This window comes from Mycobacterium sp. NGS49, assembly GCF_059812565.1.
Genome location: NZ_JCALCX010000014.1, coordinates 86,201 through 107,234 on the forward strand (window position 1 = coordinate 86,201; position 21,034 = coordinate 107,234).

General features: G+C 67.3%; 19 protein-coding genes. 12 read left to right on the forward strand and 7 right to left on the reverse strand.

The window, feature by feature from the left end; translation table 11 throughout:
* The first annotated feature begins 6 nt into the window (after window positions 1-6).
* Window positions 7-627 (forward strand): Rv2732c family membrane protein, encoded by a 621-nt coding sequence (locus AC5Y7D_RS16415; RefSeq protein ID WP_499925970.1) that lies wholly within the window; start codon window positions 7-9, stop codon window positions 625-627.
* On the opposite strand, the gene AC5Y7D_RS16420 is transcribed toward AC5Y7D_RS16415, so the two are convergent.
* Together AC5Y7D_RS16420 and AC5Y7D_RS16425 are read right to left on the reverse strand one after the other, a co-directional pair.
* Window positions 624-1,997 (reverse strand): DUF349 domain-containing protein, encoded by a 1,374-nt coding sequence (locus AC5Y7D_RS16420; RefSeq protein ID WP_499925788.1) that lies wholly within the window; start codon window positions 1,995-1,997, stop codon window positions 624-626. The two genes, AC5Y7D_RS16415 and AC5Y7D_RS16420, sit on opposite strands and share 4 nt — an antisense overlap.
* Before the next feature lie 169 nt (window positions 1,998-2,166).
* Window positions 2,167-3,948, reverse strand: coding sequence for a serine/threonine-protein kinase (locus AC5Y7D_RS16425; RefSeq protein WP_499925790.1), 1,782 nt, complete (start codon window positions 3,946-3,948; stop codon window positions 2,167-2,169).
* A gap of 315 nt (window positions 3,949-4,263) precedes the next feature.
* On the opposite strand from AC5Y7D_RS16425, the gene AC5Y7D_RS16430 reads away from it, so the two are divergent.
* The 7 genes from AC5Y7D_RS16430 (at window position 4,264) to AC5Y7D_RS16460 (ending at window position 11,799) form a co-directional block, all read left to right on the forward strand.
* Window positions 4,264-5,181 (forward strand): DMT family transporter, encoded by a 918-nt coding sequence (locus tag AC5Y7D_RS16430; RefSeq protein ID WP_499925792.1) that lies wholly within the window; start codon window positions 4,264-4,266, stop codon window positions 5,179-5,181.
* 274 nt (window positions 5,182-5,455) lie between these two features.
* Window positions 5,456-6,430, forward strand: a complete 975-nt coding sequence (locus tag AC5Y7D_RS16435; protein WP_499925794.1) for a DMT family transporter — start codon at window positions 5,456-5,458, stop codon at window positions 6,428-6,430.
* Window positions 6,431-6,480: 50 nt separating this feature from the next.
* Window positions 6,481-7,170: a class III extradiol ring-cleavage dioxygenase family protein gene (locus tag AC5Y7D_RS16440; protein WP_499925796.1), complete on the forward strand. Its 690-nt coding sequence runs from the start codon at window positions 6,481-6,483 to the stop codon at window positions 7,168-7,170.
* Window positions 7,167-8,087, forward strand: coding sequence for a tRNA (adenosine(37)-N6)-dimethylallyltransferase MiaA (gene miaA / locus AC5Y7D_RS16445; protein WP_499925798.1), 921 nt, complete (start codon window positions 7,167-7,169; stop codon window positions 8,085-8,087). The genes AC5Y7D_RS16440 and miaA overlap by 4 nt, the downstream gene beginning before the upstream one ends.
* 4 nt (window positions 8,088-8,091) lie before the next feature.
* Entirely contained in the window at window positions 8,092-8,964 is an 873-nt protein-coding gene (dapF, locus tag AC5Y7D_RS16450; RefSeq protein WP_499925800.1) for a diaminopimelate epimerase, read from the forward strand.
* Window positions 8,965-9,010: 46 nt separating this feature from the next.
* Window positions 9,011-10,444, forward strand: a complete 1,434-nt coding sequence (gene hflX, locus AC5Y7D_RS16455) for a GTPase HflX (RefSeq protein ID WP_499925802.1) — start codon at window positions 9,011-9,013, stop codon at window positions 10,442-10,444.
* A 194-nt stretch (window positions 10,445-10,638) separates the two neighbouring features.
* Entirely contained in the window at window positions 10,639-11,799 is a 1,161-nt protein-coding gene (locus tag AC5Y7D_RS16460) for an acyl-CoA dehydrogenase family protein (protein ID WP_499925804.1), read from the forward strand.
* Here the strand turns inward: AC5Y7D_RS16460 and AC5Y7D_RS16465 are convergent.
* Window positions 11,796-12,977 (reverse strand): TerC/Alx family metal homeostasis membrane protein, encoded by a 1,182-nt coding sequence (locus tag AC5Y7D_RS16465; RefSeq protein WP_499925806.1) that lies wholly within the window; start codon window positions 12,975-12,977, stop codon window positions 11,796-11,798. The genes AC5Y7D_RS16460 and AC5Y7D_RS16465 overlap by 4 nt on opposite strands.
* Window positions 12,978-13,279: 302 nt before the next feature.
* Here AC5Y7D_RS16465 and AC5Y7D_RS16470 point away from each other — a divergent pair, with 302 nt between their 5' ends.
* Complete coding sequence (locus tag AC5Y7D_RS16470; RefSeq protein ID WP_499925808.1) at window positions 13,280-15,562, forward strand: LGFP repeat-containing protein; 2,283 nt, start codon at window positions 13,280-13,282, stop codon at window positions 15,560-15,562.
* 26 nt (window positions 15,563-15,588) lie between these two features.
* Here the strand turns inward: AC5Y7D_RS16470 and lexA are convergent, their stop codons facing one another.
* The gene (lexA, locus tag AC5Y7D_RS16475) at window positions 15,589-16,278 is read right to left on the reverse strand and encodes a transcriptional repressor LexA (protein ID WP_499925810.1); all 690 of its coding nucleotides are present in this window, start codon (window positions 16,276-16,278) and stop codon (window positions 15,589-15,591) included.
* A gap of 289 nt (window positions 16,279-16,567) precedes the next feature.
* Between lexA and AC5Y7D_RS16480 the strand changes: the two genes are divergently transcribed.
* The 3 genes from AC5Y7D_RS16480 to AC5Y7D_RS16490 all read left to right on the forward strand — a co-directional run bounded on the left by AC5Y7D_RS16480 (window position 16,568) and on the right by AC5Y7D_RS16490 (window position 18,202).
* Entirely contained in the window at window positions 16,568-17,074 is a 507-nt protein-coding gene (locus tag AC5Y7D_RS16480) for a LysM peptidoglycan-binding domain-containing protein (RefSeq protein ID WP_499925812.1), read from the forward strand.
* A 159-nt stretch (window positions 17,075-17,233) separates the two neighbouring features.
* Complete coding sequence (nrdR, locus tag AC5Y7D_RS16485; protein WP_499925971.1) at window positions 17,234-17,695, forward strand: transcriptional regulator NrdR; 462 nt, start codon at window positions 17,234-17,236, stop codon at window positions 17,693-17,695.
* Between the two features lie 21 nt (window positions 17,696-17,716).
* On the forward strand, window positions 17,717-18,202 hold the full coding sequence (locus AC5Y7D_RS16490) for a peroxynitrite isomerase (RefSeq protein ID WP_499925814.1): 486 nt from the start codon (window positions 17,717-17,719) through the stop codon (window positions 18,200-18,202).
* A 9-nt stretch (window positions 18,203-18,211) separates the two neighbouring features.
* On the opposite strand, the gene AC5Y7D_RS16495 is transcribed toward AC5Y7D_RS16490, so the two are convergent.
* Genes AC5Y7D_RS16495 through AC5Y7D_RS16505 form a run of 3 tightly spaced genes read right to left on the reverse strand, consistent with a single transcriptional unit; the run spans window position 18,212 to window position 20,964 of the window.
* Window positions 18,212-18,898 carry a PhzF family phenazine biosynthesis protein gene (locus tag AC5Y7D_RS16495; RefSeq protein WP_499925816.1) on the reverse strand — a complete coding sequence of 229 codons (687 nt, stop codon included), beginning with the start codon at window positions 18,896-18,898 and terminating at the stop codon, window positions 18,212-18,214.
* Window positions 18,899-18,920: 22 nt separating this feature from the next.
* On the reverse strand, window positions 18,921-19,946 hold the full coding sequence (locus tag AC5Y7D_RS16500; protein WP_499925818.1) for an alpha/beta fold hydrolase: 1,026 nt from the start codon (window positions 19,944-19,946) through the stop codon (window positions 18,921-18,923).
* A 40-nt stretch (window positions 19,947-19,986) separates the two neighbouring features.
* Complete coding sequence (locus tag AC5Y7D_RS16505; RefSeq protein WP_499925820.1) at window positions 19,987-20,964, reverse strand: proteasome assembly chaperone family protein; 978 nt, start codon at window positions 20,962-20,964, stop codon at window positions 19,987-19,989.
* Window positions 20,965-21,034 lie beyond the last annotated feature (70 nt).

A 21,034-nucleotide genomic window follows, 5' to 3' on the forward strand; every position in this document is an offset into this window, starting at 1 on the left:
ACGGAGATATCCGACGTGGCGGACTTCGACGCCTACCGGTCTGAAATCGAGGCGGCCGAACGCCGCGTCGCACGCGAAATAGAGCCGGGCGCAAGGGCTTTGGTCGTCGCGATCCTGGTCTTCGTGCTGGTGGGATCGTTCATTCTGCCGCACACCGGCAGCGTCCGGGGCTGGGACGTGTTGTTCACCAGCCACGGCGCCGAGTCCGCCGCTGTGGAGTTGCCCTCACAGGTATTCATCTGGCTGGCACTGGTGTTCAGCGTCGGCTTTTCGATTCTGGCCCTGCTCACCCGGCGCTGGGCGGTGGCCTGGGTGGCGCTTGCGGGCTCCATGCTGGCCAGCGCCACCGGGCTGCTGGCGGTCTGGTCGCGCCAGACCGTGCCGGCGGGCCACCCCGGGCCGGGCATCGGGCTGTTCGTCTCGTGGATCACGGTGATCCTGTTGACGTTTCACTGGGCGCGGGTGGTCTGGCAGCGCACCATCGTCCAGGTGGCCGCCGAGCAGCAGCGCCGCCGCATCGTCGCCGAGGAACAGTCCAGAACGCTGCTGGACACCCTGAACGCCGACAGCGACGGCCCGGACGATCCGCCGGCCGCTGCCACCCGGGCCGATCCCAAAGATCGTTAAGACCTGCGAGTCAACGCCTGTGCAGCGGCGTCCGCCCACTGGCGCCACTGTTCGGCGTTAGCGCTGGCCTCCTCGGCGTCCTTGGTCTTGCCCGCCGCCGCCGCCTTGGCGGCCTGCTGCTCGAATTGCTCGGCTCGGGCGCGGAACTGCTCGGCGCGCATCTGCGCCTGTGGATCTGCCCAGTCCGACTCGCCGGCGTCGCGCACCTTCTTCTCGACCGCGCGCAACCGCCGCTCCAGCTCGGCGGACCGCTCCCGGGGGACCTTGCCGATCGCTTCCCACTTGTCCGCGATGGTCCGCAACGCGGCTCGTGCGGATTCGTGATTGCTGGGGTCTATCTTCTCGGCCTCGGCCAGCAGCGCCTCCTTGGCGGCGGCATTGGCGCGGAACTCGGCGTCCTTCTCGGCGGTGACCGCGTTGCGGGCGGTGAAGAAGGCGTCCTGGGCCGCCTTGAACCGGCGCCACAGGGCGTCGTCGACGTCCTTGCTCGCCCGGCCCGCCGCTTTCCACTCGGTGAGCAACTTGCGGAACTCGGCACTGGTAGCGGCCCAGTCGGTGGAGCCGGACAGCGCCTCGGCCCGCTCGCACAGCCGCTCTTTGGACTGGCGCACGCCGGAGCGCTCCCGGTCCAGTTCGGCAAAGTGAGAACCGCGGCGCCGGTTGAAGATCTCCCGGGCCGCCGAGTAGCGCTTCCACAACGCATCATCGACCTTGCGGTCCAGCCCGGTGATCGTCTTCCACTCGTCGAGAATCACCCGCAGCCGGTCGCCGGCGATCTTCCACTGCGTGGAGTTTTCCGCCAGGTCCTCGGCCTCGGCGGCCAGTGCCTCCTTGCGGGCGGTTTGGGCGGCCCGGAGCGCCTCGCGCCGCGAGCGGTGCGCGGTGACGTAAACGTCGATACGGGCGCGAATGTCGGACAACCGGCCGGCGAGCGCGTCGATGTCGCCCAGCACACACGCGGTCGGCAGCGATTCGAGCAGCGTTCCCGCAGTGGCGTTGATCTTGCGCGGATCTCCGGTGCCGGACACCAACCGCTCTTCCATCAGGGCGATCTCGGTGCTCAGGTCGTCGTATCGGCGGCCGAAATACGCGAATGCCGCCTCGGGGTCGCCCGCCTGCCAGGAGCCGACGACGCGCTCGCCGGAAGCGCTGAGCAACCACACGGTGCCGTCTTCGTCGACGCGTCCGAACCGGTGTGGATCGCTGTGCGGCAGCGACGACGTCGGGTGTGCCGACGGGTGCGGGGCCGCGGGCCGGGCCGGCGCGCCCGGCCGGGGTCCGGGCCGCGGACCTGGGCGGGGCCCCGGTACCGGTCTGGAAACCGGTTCAGCCGTTGCTGCGTCGTTGCTCCGGGGCTGCTCACCCGTCATTGCGCTCGTCACCTACCCTCTGCCAGTAGCGCGGTCGACTCCCCGCGCAGCTGCCGCGCGAAGCGGCACCCGTCCGGTCGGTGGTCGTGGGCGCGGAGGACCCACGTTTCCAACCGGTTTCCAACAAGTATTCAAGCAGCTTGGTCGGCGGTGTGCCGCCACCTTCTGCTCACCGATGCTTTTTCCACCAAGCGTCGAGCTGCTCGAGCGTAGGCCCCTGCGGGTCGCCCTGGGTGAGGGCGATCATCAGTTGGGCCTCATTGGTCCAGACCAGGGACGGGCTGCTCTCCTGGACCGCGCAGAACGCCATGCCGCCGATCTGCGGACTGTCCGCATGATGCCAGTCGGTCGGTGACTTGGCCTCACCAGGGCAGTTGACCATGATGTCGGTGCGCAACAACCCGTCGAAGAACTGCCGCAGCGTCTCGGTTTCCCCGAACATCGTGAAGACCGCCCGGTTGGGGCCGCCGGGGTCGACGTTCTTGTCGCAGATCACCCGGGCCAGGGCGTCTTTCGGCGGCAGGAATGGCTTGCAGGTCCCCGGGGCGTACCCCAACGGCAGCAGGTTGAGCAGGCGGGCCAGTGCGTCCGCCGAACCCGTCGCCGGTGTGGTGGCCGACGCGGTCGTCGTCGACGGGGTCGTGGTCTTGGGTGCGGCCGCGGAGTCCGGACGCAGGCTGAGCCGGACTCCCTGCGCGGCGAACACCAGCAACACCACCAGAGCGATACCTCCGATCAGCACCCAAGGGTTGCGCAGACTCCCGGCCAGCGGTGACGGGCGCCGAGCGGCCGGCGTGGGCTCCGGTATGGGTTCCGGGGTCGGCGGAGGCTGAGCCGGGGGAGCAGGCGGTTCGGCCGGGGGTGCGGGCGTCTCGGGCTGGGCGGTCAGGGGCGGCGCGTACGGCGCACCGCCCGTCGAGGCGATCAGGCCTTTGGGGAAGATCAGCGGTCCGGAGGCGTCCACCTCGCGGTGGGCCGTGAGCGACTCCGGATCCGGCACCGCCTCGGCACCCGGCGGCAGCGGCAGGGACGTCGTCGCGGCCTCCACCGCGTCGTTCTGCCGAGGTCCGGCTTGCTCGCTGCGCTTGAGGATCCGGAACTGCTGCGCCTGATGTGGCGCGCTGAGCGCCTGATGTGCGGCCTCCGCCAGCTCGCCGGCGCTGGCGTAGCGCTCCTCCGGGCGTTTTGCCATGCCCCGGGCAATGACCGCGTCGAACGCCGGGGGAATGCCGGGCCGCAGCTGACTGGGACGCGGAACTGGTGCCATCAGATGGGCGGTGATCAGCATTCCGGCGCTGTCGGCGCGGTAGGGCGGGGTCCCGGTCAGGCACTCATGCAGCACACAGGTCAGCGAGTAGATGTCGGCGCGATGGGTCACTTCGGCGTCCGAGAAGCGCTCGGGGGCCATGTAGCGCCAAGTCCCCACAGCCGTGCCGATCTGGGTCAGTTTCTCGTCGGTGGCCGCGCTGGCGATGCCGAAATCAACTAGGTAGACGAAGTCGTCCTGGGTGACCAGGATGTTCTCCGGCTTCACGTCGCGATGCATGACCCCGGCCGCGTGGGCGGCGTCCAGCGCGGAGGCCACCTGGTGCACCAGGGCGACCGCCCACGGCGGGGTCACCGGCCCGAACCGCTCGAGCAGTAGCGCCAGGTGGGTGCCCTCGATGAGGCGCATGTCGAGGTACAGCTGACCTTCGATCTCGCCGTAATCGTGGATCGGCACCACATGGGGTTCCTGCAACCGGCCCGCATTGCGGGCTTCGCGCTGCATGCGCATGCGGAACACCGGGTCGTGACTGAATCGCTCGGAGAGCAGCTTGAGGGCGACGACACGCTGTCGGACGGTGTCGACCGCCTCGTACACCTCACCCATCCCGCCGCTGCCAAGCTGCCGCTTGAGGAAGTAGGGCCCGAATCGGGTCCCCACTCGCGAACCTCGCGCGGAGCTCATCGTCGACTCCTCAACCCAACGGGCAAATGCACCGGCTACCCCACCGGTCGACTTGACTACGCCAGCGCCTGGCCAAGCAACCATGACGGTAATTCCTCGCCAAACCGGACGCACCAATAATGCAGCATCCGACCCAAGCTGAAACCGTTCCGTTAGCTGTGTTGCGTCCCGGAAGCGTGACTGCGGCGACCGGGCAACCATTTCGGCCGGAAAATCCGGTTGTCCCGCTTATCCGGCGCACACCAGTCATTATTGAACAACTGTCGGAAGTCTTCGGCCCGGAATGTCGGTGGGAGGTCAGCAATGGGCTCAGCAATGACCGAAGGCGAATATGGCGTCGGGTATGCGACGTTGCTGGCACTGGGTGCCGCTCTTCTCGCCGGGGTCAGTTACGTGATCTTGCAGCGGTCGGCGCAGCAGGTCACCGACCAGGAAGTCGGGCACTTCACGCTCTTCCAGATGTCCCTGCGACACCTGCAATGGTGGCTGGGCAGCCTGGCCGCGCTCGGCAGCTTCGTCCTGCAGGCGTTCGCACTGGCCGTGGGTTCGGTGGTGCTGGTGCAGTCGTTGCAGGCCACCGCCCTGTTGTTCGCGTTGCCGATCGACGCGCGGCTGACCCATCACCGGTGCACTGCCAAGGAGTGGATGTGGGCGATTCTGCTGGCCGCTGCGGTCGCCGTCATCGTCCTGGCCGGTGACCCCACCGCCGGTTACGCGCGTGCCTCGCTGCACTCCTGGGTGGTGGTCGCCGCGGTGATGGTGCCCGGTTTGGTGTTGTGCGTGCTGGGTGCGCGATGGGCGTCTTCGGCCACGGTGTCGGCGATATTGCTGGCGCTGGCGTCGGCGGCGTCGCTGGCCGTGTTCACGGTGCTCACCAAGGGGGTGGTCGCCGAACTCGGCGCAGGCTTCTCGCAGCTGGCGCGCGCCCCCGAGCTGTACGCGTGGATCGCGGTGCTGCCGATCGGGCTGATGCTGCAGCAATCGGCGCTGCGCCGGGGTGCCCTGACGGCGACATTGCCGACGATCACCGTGTCGCGACCGGTGATTGCTTCGATCCTGGGGGTGACCGTGCTGGGCGAGGTCGTGCACGCGGGAGAAGGGCAGGTGCTGAGCCTGGTGGCCGCGGTAACCGTGGTGATCGTCGCCACCGTGGCGCTGGCCCGCGACGAAGCCGCCATGATGGCGGGCTCGCACGGCGACGCGAAACCGGCAGGTCAGCTGGCCGTTTCCTGATCGGCGCGACCCGCTGCCGAGGGTAACGAAAGGGTTCCCGTTGAGTTGCGCCCGATAGCTATCGGGCGTGGCCGGGTACCGTTACCTAGGACGCTCCGTTCGGACTTTCACAGCTGCCACATAGCTGATTCTGGGTGGCTCTCAGCTCGGTCAGAAAGCCTGAGTGGGGCAAAATCACTGTTCGGAGCGGGTACAGAGCCATAGAGTAATCGGTGAACTGTCGGCGAACACCGGGGGAACGCTGGCGGCGAAGTTGGGGAATTGAGGGTGCGCCATGTCAATGGTCGGAATCGCCGGAATCATCGCGTTATTCGCGGCGCTGGCATCGGCGACCGGGGATGTGATTCGGCAGCGCTCCGCGCACGAGATCACCGACGAAGAGGTAGGCCACCTCAAGCTGTTCGGCATGTCGCTGCGCGATGCCAGATGGTGGACGGGCGGCATGTGCGCGGTGCTCAATTACAGCTTGCAGGCGCTGGCGCTGGTGTGGGCCTCGGTGATGCTGGTGACCGCGCTGCAGGTCACTGCGCTGCTCTTCGCCTTGCCGATCTACGCCCGTATCGCTCACCACCGGATCACCCGGCCCGAGTGGATGTGGGCAACGACTCTGGCCGCCTCGCTCGCCGTGGTGATCATTGTCGGCGATCCGACGGCCGGCCACGACCGGGCACCGCTGAGCACCTGGATCATCGTGGCGGCGGTGATGGGACCGATCCTGGTGTCGTGTGTGGTCGCGGCGAAGGTGTGGTCCGGTCGTCCCCAGGCCGCGGTGTTGCTGGCGCTGGTGGCGGGATCGTCGTTGGCCCTGTTCGCCGTGCTGACCAAGGGTGTGGTCGACGTTCTGCACCACCACGGTCTCGGAGCGGCGGTGCGCGCACCGGAGTTCGTGCCGTGGCTGGTGGTGATGCTGTGCGGGATGATCTTCCAGCAGTCGGCGTTCCGCGCCGGTGCCCTGACCGCCTCACTGCCGACGATGACGGTCGCCAAACCGGTGGTGGCCACGGCGCTGGGCATCATTGTGCTCGGGGAGACGTTGGAGGCCGCCGGGCCCGAGGCGATCGTGCTGGTCGCCGCGGTCGCGATGGTGATCACCGCGACGGTGGCGCTGGCCCGCGGTGAAGCGGCCGCCGTCGTCGCCGACGCCGGCGGGGACAGCGCCTCGAAACTGACCGAGCCGCCCACCGACCCGGAGCCGGGCGCGGCGGTCACCGCCGCCGACGGCCCGGCCTGGGGACCGACGTCGGGCTGAGCGATTACGGTCTCGAGCGCGTCGGATCGCCGAGACGCTAGTTTGTTGGCGTGCTGAGCGCCATCGCCATCGTCCCGTGCGCGCCGGTGCTGGTTCCCGAACTCGCCGGTGCGGCCGCCGTGGAGATCGCCGACCTTGCGGCGGCCGTCGTCGCCGCGTCCGCGACGTTGCCCACGCGCTGGGTCGCGGTCGGGACAGGCCGGGCGGACGCTGTGGTGAGTGCTGACTCCGCCGGAACGTTTGCCGGATTCGGCGTCGACGTCCCGGTCCAATTGGCGCCGCGCAACGACGCCGGGACGGCCCGGGACATGCCCCTGTGTGCGTTGATGGCCGGCTGGGTCCGCGGGCAGGCGAAGCCCGACGCATCCGTGGAAGTGCGCGTGTACGCCGCCGGCCATGACCTCGGCGCGGCGGTGGCCCGCGGTCGCGAGTTGCGGGCCGACGTCGACGCGCGGCCCGATCCGGTCGGCGTGCTGGTGGTGGCCGACGGCGTGAACACCCTGACCGCCCGGGCGCCGGGCGGCTACCACCCCGGCGGCGCCGCGATGCAGCAGCTCCTCGACGACGCGCTGGCCACCGGCGATGTCGCAACGCTGAGCCGGCTGCCCGAACAGGTACTCAGCCGGGGCGCGTTCGCCGTGCTGGCCGGGTTGACCGAACCCGGACCCACTTCGGCCACCGAGCTTTACCGCGGCGCCCCCTACGGGGTGGGCTATTTCGTCGGGGTCTGGCGGCCGTGATCCCACTGGCCATCATCGGTCCGACCGGCGCCGGCAAATCGCAGTTGGCCCTTGATGTCGTCGAACGGCTCGGCGTGCACGCGGAGATCGTCAACGCCGACGCGATGCAGCTGTATCGCGGCATGGACATCGGGACGGCGAAGCTGCCCGTCGACCGGCGCCGCGGCGTCCCGCATCACCAGCTCGACGTGCTCGATGTCACCGAGACGGCCACGGTGGCCCGCTACCAGCAGGCGGCCGTCGGCGACATCGAGGCGATCCGGGCCAGGGGAGCGGTGCCGGTGGTCGTCGGTGGTTCCATGCTCTACATCCAGTCGCTGCTGGACAACTGGTCGTTTCCCGCGACCGATCCGGCGGTGCGGGCACGCTGGGAGCAGCGGCTGGCCGAGATCGGCGTCGCGCGGCTGCACGCGGAACTGGCGCGGCGCGATCCGGCCGCTGCGGCCGTGATCCTGCCCACCGACGCCCGGCGTACGGTGCGGGCCCTGGAGGTCATCGAGCTGACCGGCCAGCCGTTCGCGGCGTCCGCACCGCGCATCGGCGCCGCCCGCTGGGACACGGTCATCATCGGGTTGGACTGTGAGACAACGGTTCTGGACGAGCGACTGGCCCGCCGGACCGAGTCCATGTTCGCCGCCGGGCTGGTCGAGGAGGTGCGTGCGCTGCTGGGCCGCGGTCTGCGCGTCGGAGTCACCGCATCGCGGGCACTCGGTTATGCGCAGGTGCTGGCGGCCCTGGATGCCGGCGGCACATCAGCGTTGCTGCACGACGCGCAAGAGCAGACCTTCATCGGCACCCGCCGTTACGTGCGACGCCAGCGCTCCTGGTTTCGCCGCGACCACCGCGTCCGCTGGATCGATCCGGCCGGTCCGCACGCGGTCGATGACGTGCTGCGGGCGTGGCGGCACGTAACCTGATCTGGTGATGTTCGCCAAGGGCCACGGTACGCAGAACGACTTCGTGCTGTTGCCCGACTTGGATTGCCGGGCCGGGCTGTCCGCGTCCCGGGTCGCCGCCCTGTGCGACCGCCGCCGCGGTCTGGGTGCCGATGGCGTCCTGCGGGTCACCACCGCCGGCGCGGCGTTGAGCGCCGGTGTGCTGGACCGGTTGCCCGACGGGGTCGGCGAATCCGACTGGTACATGGACTATCGCAACGCCGACGGGTCGACGGCGCAGATGTGTGGCAACGGGGTGCGGGTTTTCGCGCACTACCTGCGGGCCAGCGGTCTGGAGTCGCGCGACGAGTTCGTCGTGGGTTCGCTGGCCGGGCCGCGGCCGGTCATCCTGCACCACGTCGACGCGACAAATGCCGACGTCGCCGTGGACATGGGTAAGGCCAACAAGATGGGTACCGGGCACGCGGTGGTGGGTGGCAGGCGGTTCACCGGCGTGGCCGTGGACGTCGGCAACCCGCACCTGGCATGTGCCGACCCGCAGCTCACCGTCGACGCCCTGGCGGCGCTGGATGTCGGGGCGCCGGTGCAGTTCGACGCGAACCAGTTCCCCGAAGGGGTCAATGTGGAGGTGCTCACGGTGCCGGTCGACGGCCGGGTCTGCATGCGGGTGCACGAGCGCGGCGTCGGGGAAACCCGCTCGTGCGGCACCGGAACGGTCGCGGCCGCCGTCGCCGCTTTGGCGGCCACGGGCGCCGACACCGGGGTATTGACCGTGCGGGTGCCCGGCGGGGACGTCACCGTCACCATCACGGAAGCCACCAGCTTCCTGCGCGGTCCGTCGGTGCTGGTGGCCCGCGGCGAGGTGAGCGAGGAATGGTGGCGTGCCCAAGACCGTTAATTCAGATGCATGACGCCGATTCGGCGTGCAACATTGCTTATTGCCTATGAAACATTCTGAGTCGTATCCCGAATTTCCCGACCACACTGTCGCGGAGCCCAGCACCGGCGAGCTTGCCCTCGAGGACCGGTCGGCACTGCGCCGGGTCGCCGGGCTGTCAACCGAGCTCACCGACGTCTCCGAGGTCGAGTACCGCCAGCTGCGGCTGGAACGCGTGGTGCTGGTGGGCGTCTGGACCGAGGGCAGTTCCGCCGACAATCAGGCCAGCCTGGCCGAGTTGGCGGCACTGGCCGAAACCGCCGGATCCCAGGTGCTGGAAGGGCTGATCCAGCGCCGCGACCGGCCCGACCCGTCGACGTACATCGGTTCGGGCAAAGCCCAGGAGCTGCGCGAGGTGGTGCTGGCCACCGGTGCCGACACCGTGATCTGCGACGGCGAGCTGTCGCCGGCTCAACTGACAGCACTGGAAAAGGCCGTCAAGGTCAAGGTCATCGACCGCACCGCGCTGATCCTGGACATCTTCGCTCAGCACGCCACCAGTCGGGAGGGCAAGGCGCAGGTATCCCTCGCGCAGATGGAGTACATGCTGCCGCGGCTGCGCGGTTGGGGTGAGTCGATGTCGCGGCAGGCCGGTGGTCGTGCCGGTGGCAGCGGCGGTGGTGTCGGTCTTCGCGGCCCTGGCGAGACGAAGATCGAAACCGATCGGCGCCGCATCCGCGAACGGATGGCCAAGCTGAAGCGCGAAATCCGGGACATGAAGCAGGCTCGCGACACTCAGCGCAGTCGCCGTCTGCACGCCGACATGCCGTCGATTGCCATCGTGGGCTACACCAACGCGGGCAAGTCCAGCGTGCTCAACGCCTTGACCGGGGCCGGGGTGCTGGTCCAGGACGCGCTGTTCGCCACGCTGGAACCCACCACCCGGCGGGCCGAGTTCGACGACGGAAGATCATTCGTGCTTACCGACACCGTCGGCTTCGTGCGGCATCTGCCCACCCAGTTGGTGGAGGCTTTCCGCTCCACCCTGGAGGAGGTGGTCGACGCCGACCTGTTGGTGCACGTGGTCGACGGCTCCGACGTCAACCCATTGGCCCAGATCAGTGCCGTCCGCCAGGTAATCTCCGACGTCATCGCCGATCACGGGGCCGACGCGCCGCCGGAGCTGGTGGTGGTCAACAAGGTCGACGCCGCGGGCGATCTGATGCTGGCCAAGCTGCGCCACGAACTTCCCGGCGCGGTGTTCGTCTCGGCGCGCACCGGCGAGGGCATCGACGTGCTGCGGCGGCGGATGGCCGAACTGGCCGCCCCCACCGACATGGCCGTCGACGTGCTGATTCCCTATGACCGCGGTGACCTGGTCGCCCGAGTGCACGCCGACGGGCGGGTACAGCAGGCCGAGCACGCCGCGGAGGGCACCCGGATCAAGGCCCGCGTTCCGGTGGCGCTGGCCGCCGGGCTACGGGAGTTCTCGGCGCAGTAGCGCATGACCGGCGCCGCGGAAGGCCGGTTTGGCCGAACGTCCGCCGCACCGCCACTTCCGCGTCAGCAAACCTGGGTGGCGTTTGCGTCGCGCACGGCGCCGGCCCCGGGAGCAGGTACGACACCGACCAACCGCCCGGTTGGTATATGTTGGGCGGAAGAGTCCCCCACCTATGACAGCCGGAGGTCGCACCCATGGGCAGCGCCGTCAAGTATCAGCGCACACTGTTCGAACCCGAGCACGATCTGTTCCGGGAGTCCTACCGCGCCTTTCTGGATCGCCACGTCGCGCCGTATCACGACGAATGGGCGAAAGCCCACATCGTCGACCGCGGGGTGTGGCTGGAAGCCGGCAAACAAGGCTTTCTGGGTATGGCGGTGCCGGAGGAGTACGGCGGCGGCGGCAATCCGGACTTCCGCTACAACACGATCGTCACCGAGGAGACCACCCGCGGGAGTTACAGCGGCATCGGCTTCGGTCTGCACAACGACATCGTCGCGCCGTACCTGCTGCACCTGGCCAACGAGGAACAAAAGCAGCGCTGGCTGCCCAAGTTCTGCACCGGCGAGCTGATCACCGCGATCGCGATGACCGAGCCGGGCACTGGTAGTGACCTGCAGGGCATCAAGACCCGCGCGATCAAAGAGGGTGACCACTACGTCCTGAACGGGTCGAAAACGTTCATTACCAACGGAATCAACTCCGACCTGGTGATCGTGGTGGCGCAGACCGACCCGGAGAAGGGCGCGCAGGGCTTCAGTCTGTTGGTCGTCGAGCGCGGCATGGAGGGCTTCGAGCGAGGCCGCCACCTGGACAAGATCGGGCTGGACGCGCAGGACACCGCCGAACTGTCGTTCACCGATGTGAAGGTGCCGGTGGAGAACCTGCTGGGCGAAGAGGGGATGGGTTTCATCTACCTGATGCAGAACCTGCCTCAGGAACGGATCAACATCGCCGTCATGGCCGCCACCGCCATGGAGACGGTGCTCGAAGAGACGCTGCAATACACCAAGGAACGCAAGGCTTTTGGCAAGTCGATCGGCAGCTTCCAGAACAGCAGGTTCGTGCTGGCCGAACTGGCCACCGAGGCCACCGTGGTGCGGATCATGGTCGATCAGTTCCTCGCCCTGCACCTCGAGGGCAAGCTGACCGCCGAGCAGGCCGCGATGGCCAAGTGGTATTCCACCGAAAAGCAGGTTCATCTGATCGACCGTTGCCTGCAACTGCACGGCGGATACGGCTACATGCGCGAATACAACGTTGCCCGTGCCTATCTCGATGCCCGGGTGCAGACGATCTACGGCGGCACGACCGAGATCATGAAGGAGATCATCGGCCGCGGGCTGGGCGTCTAGGAGCCTGCTTGCTCATGGGTGTCGTGTACGCGCTGCAGTAGCGCGGCCAGCTCGAGGTCCTGCCTGACTTGCTCGGTGTATCTGGTTGGCAGCGCGTCGATCTCGTCCTCGGCCCGCAGCAACTCTGTGTAGGCCCGGTCGCGTTGCTCGGGATCCTCCTGTGCCGAGGTGAGGTACTCCTGTGCGAGCCGACGAGCCCGGGTCATCGCGTTCTGCTTGCGCCCACGAGACGAAAACAGCGACGCCGCCGTGGTTGTCAACAAGACGGCGACGATCACCAGCAATGACACCGTGATGCTCAACTCCACGACCGGTACCGGCCTGCCGTGGTTGATGAAGGGAAGGGTATTGCCGTGCAACGCCTGCAGGATCAGCTTCACGCCGATGAAGCCCAGTATCACGGCCAGCCCGTAAGTCAGGTAGACCAGACGATCCAACAGGTTGTCGATCAGAAAGTACAACTGGCGAAGACCCATCAGCGAGAACGCGGTCGCGGCGAAAACCAGGTAGATATTCTGGGTCAGCCCGAACATCGCCGGCACCGAATCGAAAGCGAACAGCAGGTCGGTGCCACCGACCGCGACCATGACCAGCACCAGGGGAGTCATCATCCGCTTGCCGTCCTCTAGGACGAACAAACTGTCGCCGTCGTAGTCCTTGGACGTGTGCAAGAAGCGGTTGGCCATCCGGATGATCAGGTTGTCGGCGTTATGGTCTGCTGTCTCTGCTGGTTTGGCGAGCTTGCCGGCCATGATCAACAGGCCGAGGCCGAACAGATAGAACATTGAGTTGAAGCTGTTGATGAGGGCGCCGCCCAGGACGATGAACGCGGTACGCGCGATGAGCGCGAATGCGATGCCGAACAGCAGCACCTTCTGCTGCGCCACCCGCGGTACCCCGAAGCTGCTGATGATCACCAGGAATACGAACAAGTTGTCTACCGACAGGGCCTCGTTGCTCAGGTAGCCCGCGAAGTATTCGATCGCCATGCGGGGGCTGCCCAGCAGCGCAACGCCGATGCCGAAAAGAACCGCAATCCCGATGTAGGCCGTTGACCAGACCGCCGCCTCGCGTAGCGTCGGCACGTGCGTCTTGCGTACCTGAAAGGCATAGTCGAACAGCATCAACCCGGCGATCAGTACGACCGTGATGACCCACACAGGTCCGGAAACGCCCATTCGCGGTGGGTTTCCTCTCACGGGACAGGGCGTCGCGCCAGGCAAGATGTTGTCTCCGGCACGGTAACGCAATATCAGTGCGTGCCGCACCGCGGTTTCTCGCGACACGGGCGCGGCGCGGCATCATTTCGACATCGGCTCGGTATCCGTTTTTGTAATATGTACGATTTGACTTCGTATTTCTCGTTCGCTAGAGCAAAGTTATGCGAGCCCGGTAACGATGCCGATCGTGGCTGGGAAACAGCCCACGGCGGTGAATCCGCCTGCTCGCCAGGTGGGCAGGGCATCGGCTGGGAGGCTTGGTGAACAGGCAGAGGGGTCAATTGAGCAAGTTCGTCGGGCGTGCGCTGGCCGGTTTGACGGCCGCAGCGCTGGCTACCGGTTTGGCCCTGGCGTTGCTGGCGCCTGCCGCATCCGCGTCTCCGATCGGTGACGCCGAGGCCGCCATGATGGCTGCCTGGGACAAGGCCGGCGGCCCGTCGTCGACCCTTGGCGCCAGAAAGGGCGACGTCTATCCCATCGGCGACGGATTCGCGCTGGACTTCGACGGCGGCAAGATGTACTTCACGCCCGCGACCGGCGCCAAGTACATGTTCGGCCCGATATTGGACAAGTACGAGTCACTGGGCGGTCCGGCGAACAGCGATCTTGGGTTCCCGACCATCAACGAGGTCCCCGGGCTCGCCGGACCCGACAGTCGGGTCAGCACCTTCGCAGCCAGCGACAACCCGGTGATTTTCTGGACGCCCGACCACGGGGCGTTCGTCGTGCGCGGCGCACTCAACGCGGCGTGGGACAAACTCGGCAGCTCGGGCGGCGTGCTGGGCGCGCCGATCGGTGACGAAACCTACGACGGTGAGGTCGCTGCGCAGAAGTTCACCGGTGGCGAGGTGTCCTGGAACAGGAAGACCAAAGAATTCGCCACCAACCCGCCGGCGCTGGCCGATCAACTCAAGGGCCTGCAGATAGCGATCGACCCCACCGCTGCGATAAACATGGCGTGGCGCGCCGCCGGTGGCCCTAACGGGCCACTGGGCGCCAAGAAAGACGGACCGAGTCCGATCGGTGGCGACGGCATCGTCCAGGAATTCAACGGCGGCAAGATCTTCTTCAGCCCGGCCACCGGCGCGAACGCGGTGGAGGGGCCGATTCTGCAGAAGTACGAGGCGCTGGGCGGACCGGTCAGCAGCGACCTCGGCTTCCCGATCGCCAACGAGGCCGACGGCGGGATCACCCCGGCCAGTCGGATCGCTACGTTCTCCGCCGCCGACAAGCCGGTCATCTTCTGGACTCCGGATCACGGCGCGTTCGTCGTGCGCGGAGCCATGAAGGCGGCGTGGGACAAGCTCAAGGGAGCGACCGGCAAACTCGGCGCACCCGTTGCGGATCAGACGGTGGACGGCGACGTGGTGTCGCAGAAGTTCACCGGCGGCAAGGTTTCCTGGAACCGCGCGAAGAACACGTTCACCACCGATCCGGCGAACCTGGCGCCGCTGTTGTCCGGGCTGCAGGTCTCGGGGCAGAACCAACCCAGCAATTCCGCGGCGCCCCCGCCGGATGACAAGTTCACGTTCCACTGGTGGTGGCTGGCCGTGGCGGTGCCGGTGCTGCTACTCGCCTTGATGTCCGTGCTGGTGGTGTTGGGGCTGCGCCGCCGGCGCGCCGGCCGGGAGGTACCTGCCTACGACCACGGGCGGGACGCGGCCGGCGAGCTCGACGCCGGACCCGACGGGCACTGGGCGCACGATGAGGTCGACTACGGCTCCGAGCGCTTCCCGCCCGTCGAGCACCATCCCGAGGAGCATGAGGTGCCGGAGTACGGCTCATCGGCGCGGGTCAGCTGGTCCAGAGGAGGCGCGACGGCCGCCGGCCCCGACCAACCCGAGGGCTACCACGACGAGACCGCGTCTTACCACGACGATCACGCGGCCGGTCTGGGCCGGGGCGATGAGTTCGACGAGTACGACGATGTCGACGAATTCGGCGGCGAGGAAGACCTCGATGCGATCGACGCCACCCCGACGACTCCCATTGCGACCCGCGGCGCCGTGGGCCGGCTCGTCGAGGGTGAGCCAGAGGTCCCGGAAACGGTTTCTCCCGAAAGCTATGAGACCGAATCCGCGGTGCCGCCCATCGAGGAGGCACCGGGGGGCGGCCTCGACGTACCGGAAGCCCCGCCGGCAGAGGCATTTCCCGACGTCTTCTATCGGCACGAGGGTGCCGCGGAAGACGAGATGTCCGAGCTGCCATCGCCGGGTGCGGCGGCGGGTTCCCCGGTGCGCAAGGGGCGGCATGCCGCCGCGGACGATCCGGGATACGCCCCGGTGGCAGCGGAGGCGGCCTACGCCGCAGCGCCGCAAGCCGAAGCGCCCGGGGCGGCGGCCAACGCGGCGGTACGCCCGACCATCCACCTTCCGCTGGATGACGATCCCTACCGTGCCCCTGACGGCTATCCGATCAAGGCAAGCGCCCGATTCGGCTTGTACTACACGCCCACCAGCGCGCTCTACCACGACACACTGGCGGAGATCTGGTTCGCCAGCGAGGCGGTCGCGCAAGCCAACGGCTTCGTCAAAGCCGACTGAGGGGCCGGCGCGCGGCCGACTCGCTGCTAGATCTTGCGGATGACCGTGACGACCTTGCCCAGCACGGTCGCGTCATTACCGGGGATCGGATCGAAGGCCGGGTTGTGCGGCATCAGCCACACTTGACCGCCCGCCCGCTTAAACGTCTTCACGGTGGCTTCACCGTCGATCATGGCCGCCACGATGTCGCCGTTGTCCGCGACGTTCTGCTGACGCACCACCACCCAGTCGCCGTCGCAGATGGCGGCTTCGACCATCGAGTCGCCGACCACCTTGAGCAGGAACAGCGTCCCCTCGCCGACCAGTTCCCGCGGTAGCGGGAAGACGTCCTCGACGGCCTCTTCTGCCAGGATCGGGCCGCCGGCGGCGATACGCCCCAGGACGGGCACGTAAGTAGGCTCGGGCAACGCGTCAGAACCGGCCACTTCCGTGGTAGGCGATGTCACCGCGTCGTCGGCCGCGCGTACGTCGACGGCTCGGGGCCGATTGGCGTCCCGGCGCAGGTAACCCTTGCGCTCCAGCGTGCGTAACTGGTGAGCCACCGAGGACGTCGACGTCAGCCCGACGGCGTCTCCGATCTCCCGAATGCTGGGCGGATAGCCGCGGGTGGTGACCGATGCGCGGATGACATCCAGGATGGTGCGCTGCCGCTCGGTCAGCGTCGCTTCGACGGCGTGCAACCGGGTGTCCACCGGGGGGTCGTTGCTGTCGCTCATGGCACTGAATGTAACCGCAGCCGGCCGAAGAATCAAACATGTGTTCGACCGGCGTGTCCGAGCCGCCGGCGGAGCGCCAACAGGCTCGGAACAGCTGAATCACAAGTGTGTAACTTTCGAATCGGTGGGGTATCCGAGATTCATCCAGCTGGTGCACCGACAAACCGTTGTCGGTGCTGAGGTCTACCGTTTTGCTCGTGCGACACGCCTCGCTCAGATGTTCGATATCGAACACTTGAGCGATTAGGGTCGAACACACGAGCGATAGTTAGTCGACCGGAGGCATGAGATGACAATCAGCTACGCGGGCCCGCAGCGCACCTGGAACGCGCAGAGGCTGGTCAACAGGCCTGTGAACAGGCCGATCGAAGCATCGCCCGGCTATCGCCCCGGGCCGTTCCGCCCGGACAGGCCGGGCACTGCCCGGCCCGGTGGCGCGCCGATCCGCTACCACGGCACCGGTGTCGCGATGTCGACGGCGTCGCACCGACGGCAGCCGGTATCACTGCTGACGACGGTGGGACTCGCGCTGCTCGCCGGCATGATCACCCTCTGGCTCGGGTTGATGGCCAACTTCGGAAACATCGCCAATGACGAATCCTCCGACGCCCCCGCCCGGGTGCCCGCAGCGCTCGCCGTGGTGCGGGTGGAGCCCGGAGAGTCGTTGCAGCAGTTGGCGACCCGCGTCGCTCCCGGCGCACCGGTGCGCGATGTCGTGGAACGCATCCGCGACCTCAACGCGCTGGATTCGAACGCGGTGTCCGCCGGCCAGACGTTGATCGCGCCGATCGGCTGATTGCTCGCGGGCCGGTCGAATACCGCTCTGCGCCAACGTTCCTCGGCGATGGCAGACGGGTCACGGATGCACCGTGTCAGCGGTGGCCCCGCCGTGGATGCGCAGGTACTCTCGGGGTGGTTCTGCGGTACCCCGAAGTCAAGCGGCAAAGGAGCGGCCATGCACTGCCCGTTCTGCCGGCACCCGGATTCGCGGGTGATCGACTCCCGGGAAACCGACGAAGGCCAGGCCATCCGGCGCAGACGGTCGTGTCCGGAGTGTGGACGCCGGTTCACCACCGTGGAGACCGCCGTGCTCGCCGTGGTCAAGCGCAGCGGCGTCACCGAACCATTCAGCCGCGAGAAGGTGATCAGCGGCGTCCGCCGGGCATGTCAGGGGAGGCAGGTAGACGACGACGCGTTGAATCTGCTGGCTCAACAGGTCGAAGATTCCGTGCGCGCCACCGGGCCGGAGGTGCCCAGCCATGAGGTCGGCCTGGCCATCCTGGGTCCCTTGCGTGACCTCGACGAGGTCGCGTACCTACGCTTCGCCTCGGTGTACCGGTCGTTCTCCTCGGCCGACGATTTCGAGCGGGAGATCGAGGCCCTGCGTGCCCACCGCAACGTGTCGACGCTCGGCTGATTGGGGCCCTAGGCTCCGTACATGCCGATAGACCTACACCCCGATCTGGAAGCGTTAGCGCCGCTGTTGGGCACCTGGGCCGGAAGGGGCTCAGGCGAGTACCCGACCATTCAGCCGTTCGAGTACTTCGAGGAAATCACTTTCACCCACGTGGGCAAGCCGTTTCTTGTCTACGCGAAGACGACGAAGGCCGCCGACGACGGCCGGCCCCTGCACGCCGAGTTGGGATATCTGCGCGTACCGAAACAGGGGAGTGTCGAGTTCGTCCTTGCGCATCCGAGCGGAATCGCCGAGATCGAATTGGGCACATACTCCGTAGCCGGTGAGGTCATCGAGCTGGAGTTGGCGGCCACCGAGATACGGCTTACCCCGACCGCCAAAGAGGTGACCGCGCTGAGCCGTTCGTTCCGTATCGGCGGTGACGAGCTGTCCTATTCCCTGCGGATGGGTGCGGTAGGCCAACCCGAGCAGCATCACGTGTCGGCTGTGCTACACCGGGAACGCTGACCATCGTCGTCACTGCACCGGCCGGACGCCGTCGTCGACTACTCGGCCGGCGACCTGCACCCAGTTCTGTGGACTCCACACCGTTTCGATGAGCGATCCGCGCCCCTGCGTGATGACCAGGCCGCGGCTCAAGTATTCGGTGATCCGGGCGGCCGCCGAGCCGGTCGCCTCGTCTTCGGGCACCCCCAGGTTGGCGGCGAACATGCGGCTGCGTATCGAATTCGCCTGCTGATCCAGCCAGGCCCACAGGTAGTGGGCGGTGTCGTCGGGAAAATCGCCGGGGTCGGCCTGCAGCACCGCCTCCGGTGAGTCCAAGTCGTGGATGGCGAACTCCGGTGCCCAGTCCGCCGGCGCGGTGATCGCGGTCAGGTCGTCCCGGTGGCTCACCTGCACCAGGCCCGCCGGCGCGCGCAGCGTATTGATCGGCGTTCCGCGCCGGTGCAACCACCACGCCGCACCGATGCTCGGGTGGCCGGCAAAGGGCAGTTCGGTGCGCGGGGTGAAGATGGTGGCCGAGGCGGTCGTTTCCCCCTCGCCGGGGAGATCGACGAAAACCGTTTCGCTATAACCCAATTCGTGCGCCAGTTGCTGGCCGTCATCGGCGTGCACCAGGCGGGCGTCGACTACACCCAGCGGGTTGCCGAAGTTGCCGTCCGGGTCGGTGAAAACCCGCAAGACGGTGACGTCGATGGTCATGGCCTGACGGTACGACTGCCGGTCAGGTGGCGCTGCGCTCGTCGGCTCCGATGGCATTGAGCACAGCGACGCGGGTGTCCGACGGGCCGGAGACCGTCCGCTCACCGCCCCCGGTGCGCAGCAGTTCGCGCAGGGCCGCCTGGTCGTATTCCGGTGGCTCGGTAGTGTCGATGAACCTCTGGACCACATCGAGGAACCGGGCCGGGTCGTCGTGGAAGGGGAAGTGGGCGGAGTTCTCGAAGATCTCGAGACGGGAGCCGGGCATCGCGGCATGCGCCATGTGGGCGTGCCGAACCGGGATCACCGAGTCTTTCTCACCCCAGATGATCTGAACCGGAATGGCCTCCGTCAAATAACATCGGTCGAGCATGGTGACGATCTGGCCGCGCCAGTCCACCACGGCGCGCAGCGTGCGGGTGAACGCCGAGGACGCCGTCGGCTCCGGCAGGTCATCGAGGATGCGCAGCATATTGGGCAGATCCCGGCCGATAGCGGTGGAACCGAGCGCAAATCCCGCCAGCCGCCCCAGCAACTGAACAGTCGGCAGCACCATGGGCAGCCGGAGCAGGGCCAGTGCTTCGGCTCCCATCGGCAACGATGCGAACCGCAAGGCGATGTTGACGTCCTTGGTGACTCCGCCGGCGCCGACCAGGATCAGCCGGTCGACCAAATGCGGGAACTGGTAAGCGAATTGCATCGCGACACCGCCGCCCAGCGAGTGACCGACGATGGTCACCCGTTCGATGTCCAGCACGCTGAGCAGGTCGCGCATCCCGTTGGCATACGCCGCGGTCGAGTAGTCGGCGCGCGGCTTGTCCGATTTTCCGTGGCCCAACAGATCCGGGGCGATGACGGTGAATCGCTGGGCCAGCTTGGCGTGCACGCCGGTCCAAGTGGTCGAGTTGTCACCGATGCCGTGGATCAGCAGGATGGCCGGGCCGGACCCCGCGATCCGGAAAGCCCGCTTGTAGCCGTGAATCGTGCGGTATTGCAGCGACGGGGATGTCACTTCCCGCACCGGGCGAAGATTACGCGTCCGCTCGGTCAATGTCGGCAACCTCGTTGTCGGGCCGGGTAGGCGTATCGGGCTAATTCGAGTCGTCGTCGTCGAACTTCTTCTCAGCCTGCTGAGCCAGGAACCGCTCGAACTCGGCGCCAAGCTCATCGCCGCTCGGCAGATCTTCGTCGTTGGTCAGTAGAGATCTGTTTTCCTGAGCGTCAATGAACGCATCGTACTGGCGCTCGAGTGCGGCCACCACTTGAGCGACTTCCGCACTCGCCTGCACCTGTTCGTCGATCTTGGTCCGGATCTCGTTGGCCGCTTCGGTAAGCGCGGTCAGCGGCAGCTCCAACGATCCGGTCTTTGCCACCTGCTCGAGCAGCGCCTGGGCGGCGGCCGGGTAGTCGGTCTGCGTCAGGTAATGCGGGACATGCACGGTGAAGCCGACGACTTCGTGGCCGTGCTGTGCCATGCGGTACTCCAACAGATTGGAAGCGCTACCGGGAACCTGGATTTCGGAGATCCAGGGCTGGAACTCGCTGATCAGGGCCGCGTTGTTGGAGTGGGCGGTCATCGTGACGGGCCGGGTGTGCGGCACCGCCATCGGAACCGTCCCCAGCCCGATGGTCTGGCGCACCCCCAGCCGTTCGGCGAGCAACCGCACTGCGGTGATGAACCGCTCCCACTTCAGGTCCGGTTCCATGCCGGCCAGCAGCAGAAAGGGGGTGCCGACGGTGTCGCGCAGCGCGTACAGGCTCAACTCGGGGTCGGCGTAATTTGTGAAGTGGTCGGTCTTGAACGTCATCAACGGCCGCCGGGACCGGTAGTCCAACAGCTCGTCGATCGCGAAGGACGCGACCAGTTCGGTGTCCAGCGCCGCCCTCAGGTGGGCAGAAGCCAGCCGGATGGCGTGACCGGCGTCAGAAAAGCCCTCCAGAGCGTGTACCAACACGGGTCCGCGACCATCGGACGTGGACAACACGGGCGCGGGAAATTCCAGTTCGTACATGCCGGGTTGGCCCGGCTGGTATTCCTGCGCCTCATCGGAGTCGTAGTGGTCGGACATGGGTGCTGCCTCCTCTCGGGGGGTCTCGCAAAGTCTTTCCAGGGTGCCCTGTCCAGTGTCGCTCAATCGA